Here is a 16,554-nt window from a genome sequence, read left to right as displayed (position 1 = left end):
CCAGCGCGCGTGCCTCAGGACACCCCGACGAACGTCGTTCGTCATCACAGAGCCGCGTGTAGGCTCCCAAGCCACGTGCCCCAGCGAGAAGGTCTCACCACATGATTCGGTTCCTGGTTCGGCGAACAGCCACCGGGCTCGTCGTCCTGCTCGTCTCGAGCTTCCTCATGTACGGCATGCTGTCGGTCTCGATCAACCCGCTGCAGGACCTCGAGGAGTCGACCGCCCCGAACAAGGCGCAGCTCATCGCCCAGCGGATCCAGGACCTCGAGCTCGACCGGCCGTGGATCGCGCGGTTCTGGGACTGGCTGACGGGCGTGGTCACCGGCGACCTCGGCGTGGCGTGGCGCAGCGGGCGTGAGGTCGAGTCCGTCATGGGCGACGCCCTCATCGACACGCTTCAGCTGGTCACCGCGGCGACGTTCCTCGCGATCTTCCTCGGCGTCGCGATCGGTATCGCCTCGGCGCTGCGGCAGTACTCGACCTTCGACTACGTCATCACGCTGGTCTCGTTCGTCCTGTTCTCGCTCCCCTCGTTCTGGGTGGCGGTGCTGCTCAAGCAGGGTGGCGCGATCTGGTTCAACACCTTCCTCGCCGACCCGACCCTCAGCTACACGACGATCATCGTCATCGGGGTGCTCACCGGACTCTTCTGGTCGCTCGCCGTGGGCGGCGACGTCCGCCGCCGCCTGACGGTCGGCGGCATCGCGGCCGCCGCGTCGATCGCCGTGTTCGCCTACCTGCAGGAGAGCGGGTGGTGGAGCGAGCCGCACATCTCCGGCGTCCTCTTCCTCCTCCTGTCGCTCGCCACGGCTCTCGTCATCACCCTGCTGACCACGGGCCTGTCGAACCGCCGCGCGCTGCTCACCGGCGTCGCCGTCGTCGTCGTCTTCCTGGCGCTCCACCGGTGGATCAGCCACGGGCTGTTCGTCGACCTCACCGACTCGATGACCTGGGGCATCATCGGCTTGTTCGTGCTCGGCGCCGTCGTCGTCGGCATGGCGGTCGGCGCGGCCTTCCGCGGGCCGGACTGGGTGCAGTCGATGCGCGTCGGCGGGATGACCGGCGGCATCGTCATGGTGTTCATCGTCATCGACCGCTGCATGCGCGCCTGGCCGGCCTACTTCAACGCCAACGCGATCAGCGGCCGGCCGATCGCCACGATGGGCTCGGACACGCCGAACCTCGGTGGCAACTTCTGGATCCAGGCGATCGACATGTACACCCACCTGATCCTGCCGACCCTCGTGCTCATGCTCATCTCGTTCGCCCAGTACACGCGCTACGCGCGCGGCTCGATGCTCGAGGTCCTCGGCCAGGACTACATGCGCACGGCACGCGCGAAGGGCCTCAACGAGCGGACCGTGATCATGCGGCACGGATTCCGCAACACCCTCATCCCGCTCGCGACGATCGCCCCGGTCGACGTCATCACCCTCTTCGGCGGCGCCATCATCACCGAGCAGATCTTCGGCCGTCCCGGGATGGGACGACTCTTCGTCGACTCCCTCAACGGCGCCGAGATGGATCCGCTCATGGCCTACATCGTGCTCACGGCGGCTCTCGCCGTGCTGGCGAACATCGTGGCCGACATGCTCTACGCCGCCCTCGACCCACGGATCAGGCTCAGCTGATGACTACTCCCCACACGCCCGAGACGCCCACCGGGGCGGACGAGTCGCGGTCCAGCCGCGAGGAGAACGAGCTCGAGCTCCGCGACGTCGCCGGCCTCACGCAGGGCCAGATCGTCCGGCGCCGGTTCTTCCGCCACGCCGGCGCCATGGTCTCGCTCGTCTACCTCGGACTCATCACCATCCTCGCCTTCACCTCCGTCGGCTTCCTCGGGATCGACGGCTGGTGGCAGTGGGGCGCGCGCGACCGCGACCCGGCCGGCAACGTCAACGAGCTCGGTGCCCCGACGCTCGAGCTGTTCCCCGACGGCGGCGGCCTCATCTCGATCGGCACGCACCCCTTCGGGCAGAACGAGATCGCCCAGGACCTGTTCGCGCAGGTGATGTACGGGATCCAGACCTCGCTGCTCGTCATGGCGATCATCGGCGTCATCGCCGCGGCGATCGGCGTGCTCGTCGGCGCGCTCTCGGGCTTCTTCCGCGGCTGGATCGACAACCTGCTCATGCGGATGACCGACCTCGTCATCACGGTGCCGACCGTCGTGCTCGGCGCGGTGCTCGGCACGCTGCTGGGCAACCCGCACACGATGGACCGGATCTACAGCATCCCGCTGTTCGGGACCGTGCTCGGGTGGATGTCCTTCCCCGTGCTCTTCGCGATCGTGCTCGGCCTCGTCCTGTGGACCGGCATGGCGCGACTCGTGCGCGGCGACTTCCTCGCCCTGCGCGAGCGTGAGTTCGTCGACGCCGCGCGGGTGGCGGGTGCCTCGAACTCGCGGATCATCTTCAAGCACATCCTCCCCAACGCCATCGGCGTGGTCATCGTCAACGCGACCCTGCTCATGGCGTCCGCCGTGCTGCTCGAGACGTCGCTGGCCTACCTCGGCTTCGGCATCCTGCCGCCCGACTACTCGCTGGGCTGGATCATCTCCGAGTACCAGGGGGCGTTCGCGACCCGCCCCTGGGCCTTCTGGTGGCCCGGCTTCTTCATCATCTCGATCGCCCTGTCGATCAACTTCATCGGCGACGGCCTGCGGGACGCGTTCGACCCGCGGCAGCGCCGCAAGCCCTCGGCCCGTGCGCTCCGCCGCGCCGAGCGCGGGGCCGCCGACCGCAAGGCCGAGCAGGTGGCCGCCGCGACGAGCGCCGGCTCCGCGGCCGGCACGGTCGACGACACGGACGACCGGCGATGACGGTCGCCGTCCCGGGCTCAGCCCAGCAGCAGCGCCAGCACCACGAGTGCGGCCAGGGCGCCGAGCGGGAGCACGTTCCAGCTCGTCGACACCGGCGGCACCGGTGCGTCCGCGTCCAGGTGGCCGTCGCGGCGCAGGGCGTCGCGTCGCGCGGTGATCGCCGACGCGACGACCTCGGCGGTGCCGTCGTGCCGCTCGACGGGGGCGGCCCCCGGCTCGCGGACCGGCGTCTCGTCACCGCCGGACCGGTCCTCGACCTCCGGCTCGCTGCCGCGACCACGCCGCAGGCGGCGTGCCGAGGCCGACGACGCCGGCACTGCCCAGGAGCCGAAGCGCCCCTCGTCGGTCACGACGGTCAGCGACCAGCGCGACTCGACGTCCCGCAGGGCCGGCCAGGGCACGTGGACGTCCCGGAGCAGATCGAGCACACCGATCCCGCCGTCGGAGACCTCGACCGCGGGGCGCCACCACACGACGTGCAGGACGAGTGCGGCGCAGGCGATCCAGGCCAGCGCTCCCGGCCCGACGCCGTCGACCAGGACCATGACGGCCGCCAGGGCGCAGACGACCCAACCGGCGACGGCGATCGGCCGGGCCGCGCGCGTACGGAAGACCAGGGTGGGTCGCATTCGTCGATCCTCCCACCTGCGAGCGGCACAGCCCGTGCCCCGCTCGCCGGCACGACCCCGAGGATGACCACGTGACTGAGACCATCGAGACCACGCCCTCCGCGAGCCGGTTCGCGGACCAGGACCCCATCCTGCGGGTGCGTGACCTGACGATCGAGTTCCTCGTCGACGACGAGTGGTTCACCGCCGCCGAGGACCTCAGCTACGACGTCCACCCCGGCGAGGTCCTCGCGATCGTCGGCGAGTCCGGGTCCGGCAAGACCCAGTCCTCGATGTCGCTGGTCGGCCTCCTGCCGCCCAACGGCCGGACAACCGGCTCGGCGCGGCTCGGGGAGACCGAGCTCGTGGGCCTGCGGGGCCAGCGACTGCGCAACGTCCGTGGCGACGAGATCGCGGTGATCTTCCAGGAGCCGATGACGGCGCTCAACCCCGTCTACACGGTCGGCTTCCAGATCGTCGAGACGCTGCGCACGCACCAGTCGTTGCTGCCGGCGGCGGCGAAGAAGCGGGCGATCGAGCTCCTCACGCTCGTCGAGATCCCCGAGCCCGCGCGTCGCTTCGACTCCTACCCGCACCAGCTCTCCGGCGGCCAGCGACAGCGGGCGATGATCGCCCAGGCGCTCGCCTGCAACCCCCGGCTGCTCATCGCCGACGAGCCGACGACCGCGCTCGACGTCACCGTCCAGGCGGAGATCCTCAAGCTCATGCGGGACCTGCGCGAGCGGATCGACGCGGGCATCATCCTCATCACCCACGACATGGGTGTCGTCGCCGACATGGCGGACACGATCCTCGTGATGAAGGACGGGCAGATCGTCGAGCGCGGCGTCGCCGACGAGATCTTCCACCGGCCGCAGCACCCGTACACCCGCCAGCTGCTGTCCTCGGTGCCCCACCTGGGCTCCCACACCTCCGCGGACGAGTCGTTCGCCCCGGAGGCGGAGGACGGCACCGGCGGGGCGCGGCCCCGGACCGACCGCCTCGAGGTCAGCGACCGCGCCGCCGCGCCGTCCCCGTCCGGTGCCACCGCGGGCACCGCCGAGGTCACCCCGGTCATGCGGGCCGAGGACGTCGTCCTCGAGTACCCCAAGCGCGGCCGGCAGAAGGCCTTCGTCGCGGCCGAGGACATCAACCTCCACATCAACCCCGGCGAGGTCGTCGGTCTGGTGGGGGAGTCGGGCTCCGGCAAGACGACGATCGGCCGCGCCATCGTCGGCCTGCTCCCGGTGAAGTCCGGGTCGCTGGTCGTCGACGGCATCGAGATGCGCGGGGCGAACCGGTCCGCGCTCAAGCCCCTGCGCAGCCGGGTCGGCATGGTCTTCCAGGACCCGGGCTCGTCCCTCAACCCGCGCCTGCCGATCGGCGAGTCGATCGGCGAGCCGCTGCTGCTCCACACGGAGCTGTCGAAGGCGGAGCGCAACACCCGGGTCGAGGACCTGCTCGACAAGGTCGAGCTGCCGCGCGTCATGCGCAACCGCTACCCGCACGAGCTCTCCGGCGGCCAGCGCCAGCGCGTCGGCATCGCCCGCGCCCTCGCGCTCGAGCCGACGAACCTCGTGGCCGACGAGCCGACCTCGGCGCTCGACGTCTCCGTCCAGGCACGCGTGCTCGAGCTGTTCAGCGAGCTCCAGCGGGAGACCGGGTTCGCCTGCCTCTTCATCAGCCACGACCTCGCCGTCGTCGAGATGCTGTCCTCCCGCATCGCCGTCATGCACAAGGGGCACCTCGTCGAGACCGGTCACTCCGGCCAGGTCGTCAACGACCCGCAGCACCCCTACACGCAGCGGCTCATCGCGGCCGTGCCGGTGCCGGACCCCGACGAGCAGGCGAAGCGCCGTCGCACGCGCGACGCCGTCCTCGAGGCATACGCCAAGGCGGGCGAGGACGGGGAGGTCGTCGTGGACTCGCCGACCGACCGGGACGACACGGTGCGCCGCGCGGAGGAGCGCGACAGCGTGGAGGCCCTCGACCGGCTCGACAACGAGGGCCACGACGCCCAGGACCCGGGCTCGTCCGAGCGCAAGCACTGACACGCCGAGCTGCGCCCGTTCGGGCCCGCTCGCAGGCCCGGGTCGGGGGAATCACGGCCGCGGGGCAGGACGGGGGCGCGCCCGCGCGCGTAGGATCGCGGTTCGGGGCACGTGCCGCGACCGGCGAGCCGACGCCCCTGCCGATCGGTGCGCACCAGCGCGTGGACGCCGGAGGTAGCCACCGGACCCGAAGGAAGCACTGCCATGCCCCAGCGCCAGGACCTGCGCAACGTCGCGATCGTCGCCCACGTCGACCACGGCAAGACCACCCTCGTGGACGCCATGCTGTGGCAGTCCGGGGCGTTCGGGGAGCACGACCACGTCGACGAACGGGCGATGGACTCGGGCGACCTCGAGCGCGAGAAGGGCATCACGATCCTCGCGAAGAACACGACGGTCAACTACAAGGGACCGGCGGCCGCCGCCGCGGGCGCGCCGGACGGCGTGACGATCAACGTCATCGACACCCCGGGGCACGCCGACTTCGGCGGCGAGGTCGAGCGCGGCCTGTCGATGGTCGACGGCGTCGTCCTGCTCGTCGACTCCTCCGAGGGCCCGCTCCCGCAGACCCGGTTCGTCCTGCGCAAGGCGCTCGCGGCGAAGCTGCCGGTCATCCTCGTCGTCAACAAGGTCGACCGCGGCGACGCCCGCATCGCCGAGGTCGTCGAGGAGGCCACGGACCTGCTCCTCGGCCTGGCCTCCGACCTCGCGGACGAGGTGCCGGACCTCGACCTCGACGCCGTCCTCGACGTGCCCGTCGTCTACGCCTCCGCGCGTGCGCGCCGCGCCTCGCTCACGCGTCCCGGGGACGGCGAGATGCCGGACTCCGAGGACCTCGAGCCGCTGTTCGCCACGATCCTGCAGACGATCCCCGGGCCCCGCTACGAGGAGGACGCTCCGCTCCAGGCGCACGTCACCAACCTCGACGCCTCCCCGTTCCTCGGCCGCCTCGCGCTGCTCCGCATCCACAACGGGACGATCCGCAAGGGCCAGACCGTGGGCTGGGCGCGGCAGGACGGCACCGTGGCCAACGTCCGCATCTCCGAGCTCCTGCGCACGGAGGCGCTCTCGCGGGTGCCCACCGAGTCGGCGACCGCCGGTGACATCGTCGCCGTCGCCGGGTTCCCGGACATCACGATCGGCGAGTCCCTCGTCGACGCCGACGACCCGCGCCCCCTGCCGCTCATCACGGTCGACGACCCGGCGATCTCGATGACGATCGGCATCAACACCTCGCCGCTCGCCGGCCGCGTCAAGGGCCACAAGCTCACCGCCCGCCTCGTCAAGGACCGCCTCGACCGCGAGCTCATCGGCAACGTCTCCCTCAAGGTGCTCCCCACCGAGCGGCCGGACGCCTGGGAGGTCCAGGGGCGCGGCGAGCTCGCGCTCGCGATCCTCGTCGAGCAGATGCGCCGCGAGGGCTTCGAGCTGACCGTCGGCAAGCCCCAGGTCGTCACCAAGGAGGTCGACGGCAAGCGGCACGAGCCGATGGACCGGATGACGATCGACGTCCCCGAGGAGTACCTCGGCGCGGTCACGCAGCTGCTCGCCGCCCGCAAGGGGCGGATGGACTCGATGGTCAACCACGGCACGGGCTGGGTCCGGATGGAGTTCCTCGTCCCGTCCCGCGGCCTCATCGGCTTCCGCACCCGGTTCATGACCGAGACCCGCGGCACCGGCATCGCCTACTCGATCGCCGAGGGGCACGAGCCGTGGCACGGCCCGATCGAGCACCGTTCGACCGGATCGCTCGTGGCCGACCGCCCGGGAGCCGTCACGCCGTTCGCGATGATCAACCTCCAGGAGCGCGGCTCGTTCTTCGTCGAGCCCACCGCCGAGGTCTACGAGGGCCAGATCGTCGGCGAGAACTCGCGCAACGAGGACATGGACGTCAACATCACCAAGGAGAAGAAGCTGACGAACATGCGGTCCGCCACGGCGGACTCGTTCGAGAGCCTCGTCCCGCCGCGCAAGCTCACCCTCGAGGAGTCCCTCGAGTTCGCCGCCGACGACGAGTGCGTCGAGGTCACCCCCGAGATCATCCGCATCCGCAAGGTCATCCTCGACGGCACCGAGCGCGCGCGGGCCGCCGCGCGGTCCAAGAGGCAGGGCGCCTGATGACGGCGGCCGCGGGACCGGGCCACGCCGGGGGGCCGCAGGTCGGCGGCGAGGCACCCACCGGTCACGCGGCACCGCGCCGCGGCGTGGGGGAGTGGGTCCTCGAGGCCGTCGTCACCGTGCTCCTCACGGTCCTCGTGGCCGTCGCGGGAACGGTCGTCCACCGGATGGAGTCGGGCGGCCTGCCGCTCGGGATCACCCTGGGGATCGCGCTCGCACTGTCCGGCGCCGTGCTCGTGCGCGCGGTCTGCGGCACCACGGCCCTGCTCGCGTACGGCGCGCTGGGGATCGGCGTCGTGCTCCTCATGACCTACTGGGGACCGGGCGAGGACGTCCTCGTCACCTCCACCCCGCGCGCCATGCTGTGGATCCTCACGATGCCGCTCGCCGCGGCGATCGGGTGGGCCGCCCCGCGCGCCTGGTTCTCGTCGTCGAGCGTGCGGTTCGGCCACCGGCGTGCCGCAGGCACCACCGGGCACGACGACGAACGACGCGATGCGCCCGCTCATGTCGACGGGGGCGCCGGCCGGGACACGCGCCCCCACGGAGAGGTGCAGGTGGGCACGGATGCGTCCGCCGGCACCGGCACCGACGCGTCCGCCGGCACCCCCGCCGTCTCCGACGAGGGCGCCGGGACGCAGCGGTGAGGGGCGACGCGCTCGAGGAGGGCTTCCGGGCGGCGCTCGCACGCCGGCCCGCGGGGATCGCCGTGCTCGGCGTCCGCGCCGGAGGTCATCCCCTTCTCGTGCCGGTGACCGACGTCGCGTCGGCGTCGCTGCGTCCGCCGATGGTCACCGTCTCGGTCTACGCCGACTCGCGCGCCGCCGAGGCGCTCGAGGACGCACCGGAGTGGGGGCTGTCCGTCCTGGACGGCTCCACCGAGGCCGGTGCCGCGCTCGCCCGCGTCGCGGAGCCCGGCCGGCCGCTCGTCGGCCAGGCCGTGGGCATCGAGCTGGTCGAGCGTGCCGGGGACGCGGTCCTCCTCGAGGCGGCGAGCGCGCACCTCGTGCTCCGCACGTCGTGGACGCGGCTCGCGGGCGACCACGTCGTCGTCGCCGCGGACGTCCTCGAGGCGCGGGCCACGGGCCGGCCCGGCGCCCACGTCCACGCCCTCGGGCGCGCGCGGCCGTGGTCGCCTCCTGGACAGGGCTGACGTCCCCATCACGGCGTCCGCGCGCCGCCCTCCACGTGCGATGAGATTCCCTACGATGGACCGGGCCGCAGCGATGACGGCCACACACCACGGAACGAGGAACGCATGACCCGCCACGCCCGCGACGCAGGCCCAGCCGACGGCCGGAGGCGGCGCCGCGGTCGCGGCTGGCTGATCGGGCTCGGCGTCACGGTCCTCGTGCTCGCCGGTGCGTACTTCGGCGTCGCGTGGTTCATGGGGGACAAGGTGCCGACCGGCACCGTCGTCGCCGGCGTCCAGATCGGCGGGCTCGAGGCCGAGGAGGCCGTCGAGGAGCTGCGCACCGGCCTGTCCGACGAGGTCGAGGCCCCCGTCCGGCTCACGCTCGACGGCAACGAGGCGGAGATCAGCTCCGCCGAGGCCGGCCTCACCTTCGACGCGCAGAGCACGGTCGACGGCCTCACCGGCTTCGCCCTCGACCCGCGCGTGCTGCTCGGCCACTTCACCGGCCTCGGCGCCTACGACCCGGTCCGCAGCGTCGACGAGCCCGCGCTGCTCGCCGCGATCGAGGCGGCCGAGGAGGAGCTCGCCACCGAGCCCGTGGACGGAGCCATCGAGTTCAACGGGTCCACCCCGAGCGTCACCGACCCGGTCGTCGGTCAGCAGATCGACGCGGAGGCCACCGGCGAGATCGTCGTCGAGGAGTGGCTCGTCTCGACCACGCCCATCGAGGCCGTCGCGACCGAGGTCCAGCCCGAGATCGGCGAGGAGGAGATCGCGGCCGCGCAGGAGTCGATCGTCGCCCCGCTCACCTCCGGCCCGGTCACCGTCCAGGTCGGCGACTCCGAGGTGGACCTCGGGGTCGACCAGCTGACGGCCGCCGCGACCATCGAGCCCGTCGACGGGGCGCTCACCCTGACCATGGACGGCGACCAGCTCGCCGACGCCGTCCTCGAGTCCGGTCCCGACATCGGCACCGAGCCCCAGGACGCGCAGATCACCCTCCGCAACGGAGGGCCCTACATCGTCGGCAGCGAGACGGGCGCGACCCTCGACCCCGAGGGCCTGGGGGCGACCGTCGCGGCCGCGGCGACCTCGACCGAGGACCGCGTCGCGGTGGCCGACGTCGTCGAGGAGGAGCCGGAGTTCACCACGGAGGACGCCCAGGAGCTCGGCGTCCTCGAGGTCGTCTCCGAGATCAGCACGCCGCTCACCTCGGACGACGTCCGCACGCAGAACCTCGTCAACGGCACCGCGCTCGTCACCGGCACCCTGGTCCTGCCCGACGAGCAGTTCGACCTCGCGGCCGAGCTCGGCCCGATCACGGAGGAGAACGGGTTCGTCAGCTCCGGCGTCGTCGAGAACGGCTTCAACGCCACGGCGCTCGGCGGCGGCGTCTCCCAGCTCTCGACGAACATGTTCAACGTCGGCTGGGAGGCCGGGCTCGACGACATCGAGCACCGTCCGCACAGCAAGTACTTCGACCGGTACCCGATGGGCCAGGAGGCCACCCTCTGGGTCGACGAGGACAACCCGGAGAACTCGATCAACATGATCTGGGAGAACAACACGCCCTACGGCGTGCTCGTCGAGGCATGGGTCGCCGACGGCGAGGTCCACACCCGCCTGTGGTCCACCCCGTACTGGGACGTGACCACCGAGATCCAGGGCCCGTACAACATCACCGCGCCGCAGGACGTCGTCAACGACTCGCCCTCCTGCGTCCCGGAGTACGGCGGCGTCAACGGGTTCTCGGTGACGGTCTCCCGCGAGCGCAGCCACGAGGACGAGACGCTGCCGCGCGAGGAGTACGAGTGGACCTACTCCCCGCACAACCGGGTCACCTGCGGCTGACCGAGCCTGCTCGTCAGGGCGTCAGGGCGTCCGGCGGGGCGCGGGCCGCTCGGACCTCCGCCTCGGGCCGGCCGCGGGGGCACCCGGTGCCCGGACAGGATCGCCGCCACGGGCACGACGACGCGGCCCCGCCCGGTCTCGACCGTGAGGCCGTCCTCGCCGGATGCGACCAGGTCGCCGAGCGCGTCCCGGGCGTGGTCGCCGTCCCGGAACCGGACCACGACCCGGTCGCCGAGGGACCACGTGCGCCAGGCGACGCCGCCCGGCCCGGGGTAGCCGTCGAAGGTGTGGGCCATGCGCCTCAGCGTCGCACACCTGCTCCGGCCGGTTCGTCCGGAACGACCGGTCCTGCGCCGGAACGGGTGTCTCGCGAGCGAGCCTGGGCCGCGCGCCACGCGAGTCTCGTGGGACGATGGGGGCATGACGTACGTGATCGCCCAGCCCTGTGTGGACGTGCTCGACCGCGCATGCGTCGACGAGTGTCCGGTCGACTGCATCTACGAGGGCGACCGCATGCTGTACATCCACCCCGACGAGTGCGTCGACTGCGGCGCCTGCGAGCCGGTGTGCCCCGTCGAGGCCATCTACTACGAGGACGACACCCCGGCCGCGTGGTCCCAGTACTACGACGTCAACGTCAACTTCTTCTCCGACGTGATGCCCGGCCAGTCCGAGCCGGTGGGTTCCCCCGGCGGCGCGGCCCGCACCGGGCGGCTCGGGTTCGACCACCCGGTGGTGGCCGGGCTCCCGCCCCAGGCCTGACGTGACCCTGCACGGCGACGCGCTGCCGGACTTCCCCTGGGACTCGCTCGCCGGCGCGCGCGAGGTGGCGACCGCCCATCCGGGCGGGATCGTCGACCTGTCCGTCGGGACCCCCGTGGACCCGACGCCGGCGGTGGTCCAGGACGCGCTCCGGGCGGCCGCGGACCGGCCTGGCTACCCGACGACGATCGGCACCGACGAGCTGCGCGCCGCGATGGTCGACTGGTTCGGGCGGCGGCGCGGCGTTCCCCTGACCGAGCGCGGCGTGCTGCCGACGGTCGGTTCGAAGGAGGCCGTGGCGCTCGTTCCCGCGATGCTCGGGATCGGCGCGGGGGACCGGGTCCTGCACCCGGCCGTCGCGTACCCCACCTACGACGTCGGGGCCCGGCTCGCCGGTGCCGAGCCGGTCGCCGTCGACCCCGCGCGGCCGCAGGACTGGCCGCGGGACGGCGTGCGGCTCGTCTGGCTCAACTCCCCGGCGAACCCGCACGGGCACGTGCTCGGGGTCGACCAGCTCGCCGCCGCGGTGGCGTGGGCGCGGGAGGTCGGCGCGGTTGTCGTCGCCGACGAGTGCTATGCCGAGCTGGCCTGGGAGGAGCCGTGGGCGAGCTCCGGCGTGCCCAGCCTGCTCGACCCGCGGGTGACCGGCGGCGACCACACCGGCCTGCTCGTCGCGTACTCGCTGTCCAAGCAGTCCTCGATGGCCGGCTACCGCGCGGCCCTGCTCGGGGGCGACGAGGCGCTCATCGGTCGCCTGCGGGAGATCCGCAAGCACGCCGGGATGATGGTGCCCGCCCCGGTCCAGGCGGCGATGGCCGCGGCCTTGGCGGACGACGCCCACGTCGACGCGCAGCGGGCCCGCTACGGCGCTCGGCGCGAGCGGCTGCTCGGCGCCGTCAGCGCGTACGGCCTCGCGCCCGACCCGGACTCGGTGGCCGGTCTCTACCTCTGGCTCGGCCGGGAAGGCGCGCAGGGGCGCGAGCTCGTCGACGAGCTCGCCGCGCTCGGCGTCCTCGTGGCCCCCGGCGAGTTCTACGGCTCGCTCGGCGAGGGCCGGGTGCGCATGGCGCTGACGGCGAGCGACGAGCGCGTCGACGCCGCGGTCGCCCGCCTCACCGACGGCGAGTGAGCCGGGCGGTGCTCGACGGCACGGTCGAGCACCACGCGGGCGGGGTTCGTCGTCGTCGGCGGGTGTGACCCGTGGGCGCCCGTGACCTCCGACCGGCGGTATCTTGGACGGTGGACGACCTCCGACGGGGGCGGTGCTCCGCCCCTCGTGCGCCCACGAGGCGCTCACCATCCACGAAGGGGACCAGCATGACCGAAGACGCCACGCTCACCGTCGACGACAAGACGCTCTCGCTGCCGAGGGTGAAGGCGTCCGAGGGCAGCGACGGTCTGACCATCGGCAAGCTCCTCGGCGAGACCGGCACCGTCACGCTGGACTACGGGTTCACGAACACCGCGTCGACCGAGTCGGCCATCACGTACATCGACGGGGACGCGGGCATCCTCCGTTACCGCGGGTACCCGATCGAGCAGCTCGCGAAGCAGTCGACCTTCCTCGAGACGGCCTACCTGCTCATCTACGGCGAGCTCCCCGACGCCGAGACGCTCGAGGCCGTCACGCGCCGCATCAAGCGCCACCGCGTGCTCCACGAGGACTTCAAGGGCTTCTTCACCGCGTTCCCGCCCAACGGCCACCCGATGTCGATGCTCCAGGCCGGTATCGCGGGGCTCGGCACGTACTACCCGCACACGCTCGACCCGCACGACGAGTACCAGAAGGAGCTCTCCACGGTGCTCCTCATGGCGAAGCTGCCGACGATGATCGCGTACATCGCCAAGCGGGCGTCGGGCCTGCCGCTGCTGTACCCGGACCAGTCCTACAGCTACACGGCGGACTTCATGCGGATGACGTTCGACCTGCCCTACCAGCACCGCGACGTCGACCCCGAGATCATCCGGGCGCTCGACCTGCTGCTCATCCTCCACGCGGACCACGAGCAGAACTGCTCGACGTCGACGGTCCGGATGGTCGGCTCGTCCGACGCGAGCATCTACGCCTCGATCTCCGCCGGCGTGGGCGCGCTGTCCGGCCCGAAGCACGGCGGTGCGAACGAGGCCGTCCTCGAGATGCTCTCGCGCATCCAGGGCAGCGACGACTCGGTCGAGACGTTCATGAAGCGCGCGAAGGACAAGAACGACAACGTCCGGCTCATGGGCTTCGGGCACCGCGTGTACAAGAACTACGACCCGCGCGCCGCGATCGTCAAGAACGTGGCGCACGACGTCCTCGAGCGCCTCGGGACCGACGACGAGCTGCTCGACATCGCGATGAACCTCGAGGAGATCGCGCTGAACGACGACTACTTCGTCGAGCGCAAGCTCTACCCGAACGTCGACTTCTACACGGGGCTCATCTACAAGGCGATGGGCTTCCCCACCCAGATGTTCACCCCGCTGTTCGCGCTCGGGCGCCTGCCCGGCTGGATCGCCCAGTACCGCGAGATGATCGAGGACAAGAACACGAAGATCGGCCGCCCCCGGCAGGTCTACACCGGCGCCACCGAGCGGGACTACGTCCCGATCGAGAAGCGCTGAGCCGGTACCGGGGGCGCAGGCGGTCCGCCGCCCCGCCCCCGGTCCCCCCGTACTCGTCGAGAGTGCGGTTCGCACGCGTGGCCGTCGCGGTTCGTCGCCGGCCGCGGCCGAGCAGAGAGGCGGGTCGATGGAGACCCTCTACCCGGACAGTGACCTCTACCGGTACGCGGACCTGCTCACCGGGGTCGAGCGGGCCGAGATCCTCCGGCTGCGCGCGGTCCTGGCCGAGCACCTCCCGTCCGAGGTGCTGGCCGACCACTGGGACCGGGCCGCATTCCCGGCCGACGCGGTCGAGCCCCTCGCGGCCGGCGGCTTCATCGAGCCGGAGGCCCTCGGCGGGTCACCCGTCCGGTGGCTGTTCCAGGGCTTCCGCTCCTTCGAGCTCGCCCGCCACGACGCGTCCGTCGCCACCTGGTACAACGGGCAGGCCTCGCTGTTCCTCACGAACATCGAGGTCGGCGGGTCGCCGGAACAGGTCGCGCGGTGGCGGCCCTCGGTGGTCGACTTCTCGGCGCGCGGGGTCTTCGCGATGACGGAGCCGGACCACGGGTCCGACGTCGCCGGGGGCCTCGAGACCACCGTCCGGCGGTCCGGCGGGGACTGGGTCCTCGACGGCACCAAGCGCTGGATCGGCTCGGCCGCCTACGCCGACCACCTCTGCGTGGTCGCCCGCGAGCCCGACCGCGGGCCGGTGCGGATCCTCGTCGTGCCGGCGGACGCCGACGGCGTGCGACTCACCACCATCGAGCGGAAGACCTCGGTCCGGATGGTGACGAACTCGGTCATCGAGCTCGACTCCGTGCGGGTGCCCGACGAGCTGCGGCTGGCGAACGTCGAGTCCTTCGCCGACGTCGGGGCCATGCTGCGGCGCATGCGGATGACCGTGGCGTGGCACGCCGCCGGGGTGCAGGCGGGGGCGTTCGAGGCCGCGCGCCGGTACGCCCGCGCGCGCGAGCAGTTCGGCCGCCCCATCGGCGGGTTCCAGCTCGTCCAGGACAAGCTCGCCCGGATGCTCGGCAACCTCACGAGCACGCTCGGGATCGTCGTGCGGCTCTCGCAGCGCCAGGACGAGGGCGTGTTCGACGAGGTCGAGTCGTCCCTGGCCAAGCGCGAGACCTGCCGGCACATGCGCGAGACGGTGGCGCTCGCCCGCGAGGTGTGCGGCGGGAACGGGATCACGCTCGACTCGGACGTCGCGCGGTTCCACGCCGACGCCGAGGCGATCTACACGTACGAGGGGACCGACGACATCAACGCACTCGTCGTGGGCCGGGCGATCACGGGGCTGTCCGCCTTCACGCGGTAGGGCGCGAGGGCGGGCGGTTCGCCGTCGGGCGGGGTCGTCAGGCCGTGCGCATCTGACCGGCCAGCGGGCACGCCCAGATGTCGGCGCCGCCGCGCCCGACCTTGTGGACGTGCGCGGTGACGGCCTTGTAGGACTGGAACAGCGTGGTCTCGGTGTACCGCACGCCGATCGCCCGGCAGTGCTCCCGCACCATCGGGGCGACCTTGCGCAGGTTCGGGCGGGCCATCGACGGGAAGAGGTGGTGCTCGACCTGGAAGTTGAGCCCGCCCATGAACGTGTCGACCCACCTGCCGCCGGTGATGTTGCGGCTCATGAGGACCTGCCGCTGGAGGAAGTCGACCTTGAGCCCGCGTGCGACGATCGGCATCCCCACGTGGTTCGGGGCGAACGACAGGCCCAGGTAGGCGCCGAACAGCCCCATCTGGATGGCGATGAAGGCGAGGGCCTTGCCCGGCGACAGGACGAGGAACACGAGCGCCACGTATGTGCCGAGGCGGAACGCGATGAACGCGGCCTCGACCCAGCGGTGCTCGAGCTTGGTGCGGGAGAACAGGCGGGCGATGCCCTGGACGTGCAGGCTGAGCCCCTCGAACGCGAGCAGCGGGTAGAACGTGTAGGCCTGGATCCGCGCGAAGAACCGGCCCACGCGGCTCCGGCGCGTCTGCAGCGCCTCGTTGGTCCAGATGACCGGTCCGGGCTCGATGTCCGGGTCCTTGCCGAGCTGGTTGGGCGCCGAGTGGTGCTTGTTGTGCTTCTTGTTCCACCAGCCGTGGCCCATGCCGGTGACGAGGTTGATGAGCACGAGGCCGGCCCACGTGTTCCACCGGCCCGAGTTGAAGATCTGGCGGTGCGCGGCGTCGTGGCCCATGAACGCGGTCTGCGTCATGAGCAGGCCGAGCGCCGCCGCGATCCCCATCTGCCACCACGAGTTCCCGATGAAGAGGAACGCCACGACGAGGCCCGCCCCGATGACCATGAGGATCGCGAACTTCGTCCAGTAGTACGCGTACGCCCGGCGCATGAGTCCGGCGTCCTTCACAGACTTCGTCAGCGTGGTGAAGGAGCTGACGTAGCGCTCGCCGGCGCCGCGCATGGGGCGCTCGGGGCGGGACGGCGGGGCGGGGGCGAGGTCGGTCACCGACACGGTGGGCCTTCTTCCGGGGGAGCTCGAACGAAGCAGGTCGCCCCGAACTCCCTCGACCGTACTGCGTCGGGGCCCGGCCCGTGGGTCGGTCCAGCCGCGGGATCGCGCATCTCTCGCCCGACGACGACGAACGACGCCCCCGACGACGAAC

14 protein-coding genes are annotated in these 16,554 nt (G+C 71.9%); 11 read left to right on the top strand and 3 right to left on the bottom strand.

The window, feature by feature from the left end; translation table 11 throughout:
• The first annotated feature begins 101 nt into the window (after positions 1-101).
• The gene (locus AC24FB_RS04670) at positions 102-1,634 is read left to right on the top strand and encodes an ABC transporter permease (protein ID WP_425715654.1); all 1,533 of its coding nucleotides are present in this window, start codon (positions 102-104) and stop codon (positions 1,632-1,634) included.
• Positions 1,634-2,824, top strand: a complete 1,191-nt coding sequence (locus tag AC24FB_RS04665) for an ABC transporter permease (RefSeq protein WP_425715653.1) — start codon at positions 1,634-1,636, stop codon at positions 2,822-2,824. The genes AC24FB_RS04670 and AC24FB_RS04665 overlap by 1 nt, the downstream gene beginning before the upstream one ends.
• Before the next feature lie 17 nt (positions 2,825-2,841).
• Here AC24FB_RS04665 and AC24FB_RS04660 read toward each other — a convergent pair whose 3' ends face one another.
• On the bottom strand, positions 2,842-3,453 hold the full coding sequence (locus AC24FB_RS04660; protein WP_425715652.1) for a hypothetical protein: 612 nt from the start codon (positions 3,451-3,453) through the stop codon (positions 2,842-2,844).
• A 71-nt stretch (positions 3,454-3,524) separates the two neighbouring features.
• Between AC24FB_RS04660 and AC24FB_RS04655 the strand changes: the two genes are divergently transcribed.
• The 5 genes from AC24FB_RS04655 (at position 3,525) to AC24FB_RS04635 (ending at position 10,587) form a co-directional block, all read left to right on the top strand.
• Positions 3,525-5,483 (top strand): ABC transporter ATP-binding protein, encoded by a 1,959-nt coding sequence (locus tag AC24FB_RS04655; protein WP_487561082.1) that lies wholly within the window; start codon positions 3,525-3,527, stop codon positions 5,481-5,483.
• 204 nt (positions 5,484-5,687) lie between these two features.
• Positions 5,688-7,601, top strand: a complete 1,914-nt coding sequence (gene typA / locus AC24FB_RS04650) for a translational GTPase TypA (protein ID WP_425715650.1) — start codon at positions 5,688-5,690, stop codon at positions 7,599-7,601.
• On the top strand, positions 7,601-8,248 hold the full coding sequence (locus AC24FB_RS04645) for a hypothetical protein (RefSeq protein ID WP_425715649.1): 648 nt from the start codon (positions 7,601-7,603) through the stop codon (positions 8,246-8,248). Before typA ends, AC24FB_RS04645 begins: the two co-directional genes overlap by 1 nt.
• Complete coding sequence (locus AC24FB_RS04640) at positions 8,245-8,754, top strand: flavin reductase family protein (protein WP_425715648.1); 510 nt, start codon at positions 8,245-8,247, stop codon at positions 8,752-8,754. The genes AC24FB_RS04645 and AC24FB_RS04640 overlap by 4 nt, the downstream gene beginning before the upstream one ends.
• 105 nt (positions 8,755-8,859) lie before the next feature.
• Positions 8,860-10,587, top strand: a complete 1,728-nt coding sequence (locus tag AC24FB_RS04635) for a VanW family protein (protein WP_425715647.1) — start codon at positions 8,860-8,862, stop codon at positions 10,585-10,587.
• Here AC24FB_RS04635 and AC24FB_RS04630 read toward each other — a convergent pair.
• Positions 10,554-10,883, bottom strand: a complete 330-nt coding sequence (locus tag AC24FB_RS04630) for a hypothetical protein (RefSeq protein WP_425715646.1) — start codon at positions 10,881-10,883, stop codon at positions 10,554-10,556. The genes AC24FB_RS04635 and AC24FB_RS04630 overlap by 34 nt on opposite strands.
• 124 nt (positions 10,884-11,007) lie before the next feature.
• On the opposite strand from AC24FB_RS04630, the gene fdxA reads away from it, so the two are divergent.
• The 4 genes from fdxA to AC24FB_RS04610 all read left to right on the top strand — a co-directional run bounded on the left by fdxA (position 11,008) and on the right by AC24FB_RS04610 (position 15,259).
• On the top strand, positions 11,008-11,349 hold the full coding sequence (gene fdxA / locus AC24FB_RS04625; RefSeq protein WP_425715645.1) for a ferredoxin: 342 nt from the start codon (positions 11,008-11,010) through the stop codon (positions 11,347-11,349).
• Between the two features lies 1 nt (position 11,350).
• Complete coding sequence (dapC, locus tag AC24FB_RS04620; protein WP_425715644.1) at positions 11,351-12,478, top strand: succinyldiaminopimelate transaminase; 1,128 nt, start codon at positions 11,351-11,353, stop codon at positions 12,476-12,478.
• Between the two features lie 188 nt (positions 12,479-12,666).
• Positions 12,667-13,953, top strand: a complete 1,287-nt coding sequence (locus AC24FB_RS04615) for a citrate synthase (RefSeq protein WP_425715643.1) — start codon at positions 12,667-12,669, stop codon at positions 13,951-13,953.
• A gap of 127 nt (positions 13,954-14,080) precedes the next feature.
• Positions 14,081-15,259: an acyl-CoA dehydrogenase family protein gene (locus AC24FB_RS04610; RefSeq protein WP_425715642.1), complete on the top strand. Its 1,179-nt coding sequence runs from the start codon at positions 14,081-14,083 to the stop codon at positions 15,257-15,259.
• 37 nt (positions 15,260-15,296) lie between these two features.
• Here AC24FB_RS04610 and AC24FB_RS04605 read toward each other — a convergent pair whose 3' ends face one another.
• On the bottom strand, positions 15,297-16,403 hold the full coding sequence (locus AC24FB_RS04605) for a fatty acid desaturase family protein (RefSeq protein ID WP_425715641.1): 1,107 nt from the start codon (positions 16,401-16,403) through the stop codon (positions 15,297-15,299).
• Between the last annotated feature and the right edge of the window lie 151 nt (positions 16,404-16,554).

Source organism: Georgenia sp. Z1344, from assembly GCF_057652375.1.
This window is presented reverse-complemented; position numbering and strand designations above follow the sequence as displayed.

Bases quoted from the DNA above. Each gene is read 5' to 3' on its own strand.
- AC24FB_RS04665 (WP_425715653.1), top strand. From the start codon at position 1,634: ATGACTACTCCCCACACGCCCGAGACGCCCACCGGGGCGGACGAGTCG.
- AC24FB_RS04635 (WP_425715647.1), top strand. From the start codon at position 8,860: ATGACCCGCCACGCCCGCGACGCAGGCCCAGCCGACGGCCGGAGGCGG.
- AC24FB_RS04615 (WP_425715643.1), top strand. From the start codon at position 12,667: ATGACCGAAGACGCCACGCTCACCGTCGACGACAAGACGCTCTCGCTG.
- AC24FB_RS04660 (WP_425715652.1), bottom strand. From the start codon at position 3,453: ATGCGACCCACCCTGGTCTTCCGTACGCGCGCGGCCCGGCCGATCGCC.
- fdxA (WP_425715645.1), top strand. From the start codon at position 11,008: ATGACGTACGTGATCGCCCAGCCCTGTGTGGACGTGCTCGACCGCGCA.
- AC24FB_RS04630 (WP_425715646.1), bottom strand. From the start codon at position 10,883: ATGGCCCACACCTTCGACGGCTACCCCGGGCCGGGCGGCGTCGCCTGG.
- typA (WP_425715650.1), top strand. From the start codon at position 5,688: ATGCCCCAGCGCCAGGACCTGCGCAACGTCGCGATCGTCGCCCACGTC.
- AC24FB_RS04670 (WP_425715654.1), top strand. From the start codon at position 102: ATGATTCGGTTCCTGGTTCGGCGAACAGCCACCGGGCTCGTCGTCCTG.
- AC24FB_RS04610 (WP_425715642.1), top strand. From the start codon at position 14,081: ATGGAGACCCTCTACCCGGACAGTGACCTCTACCGGTACGCGGACCTG.
- AC24FB_RS04645 (WP_425715649.1), top strand. From the start codon at position 7,601: ATGACGGCGGCCGCGGGACCGGGCCACGCCGGGGGGCCGCAGGTCGGC.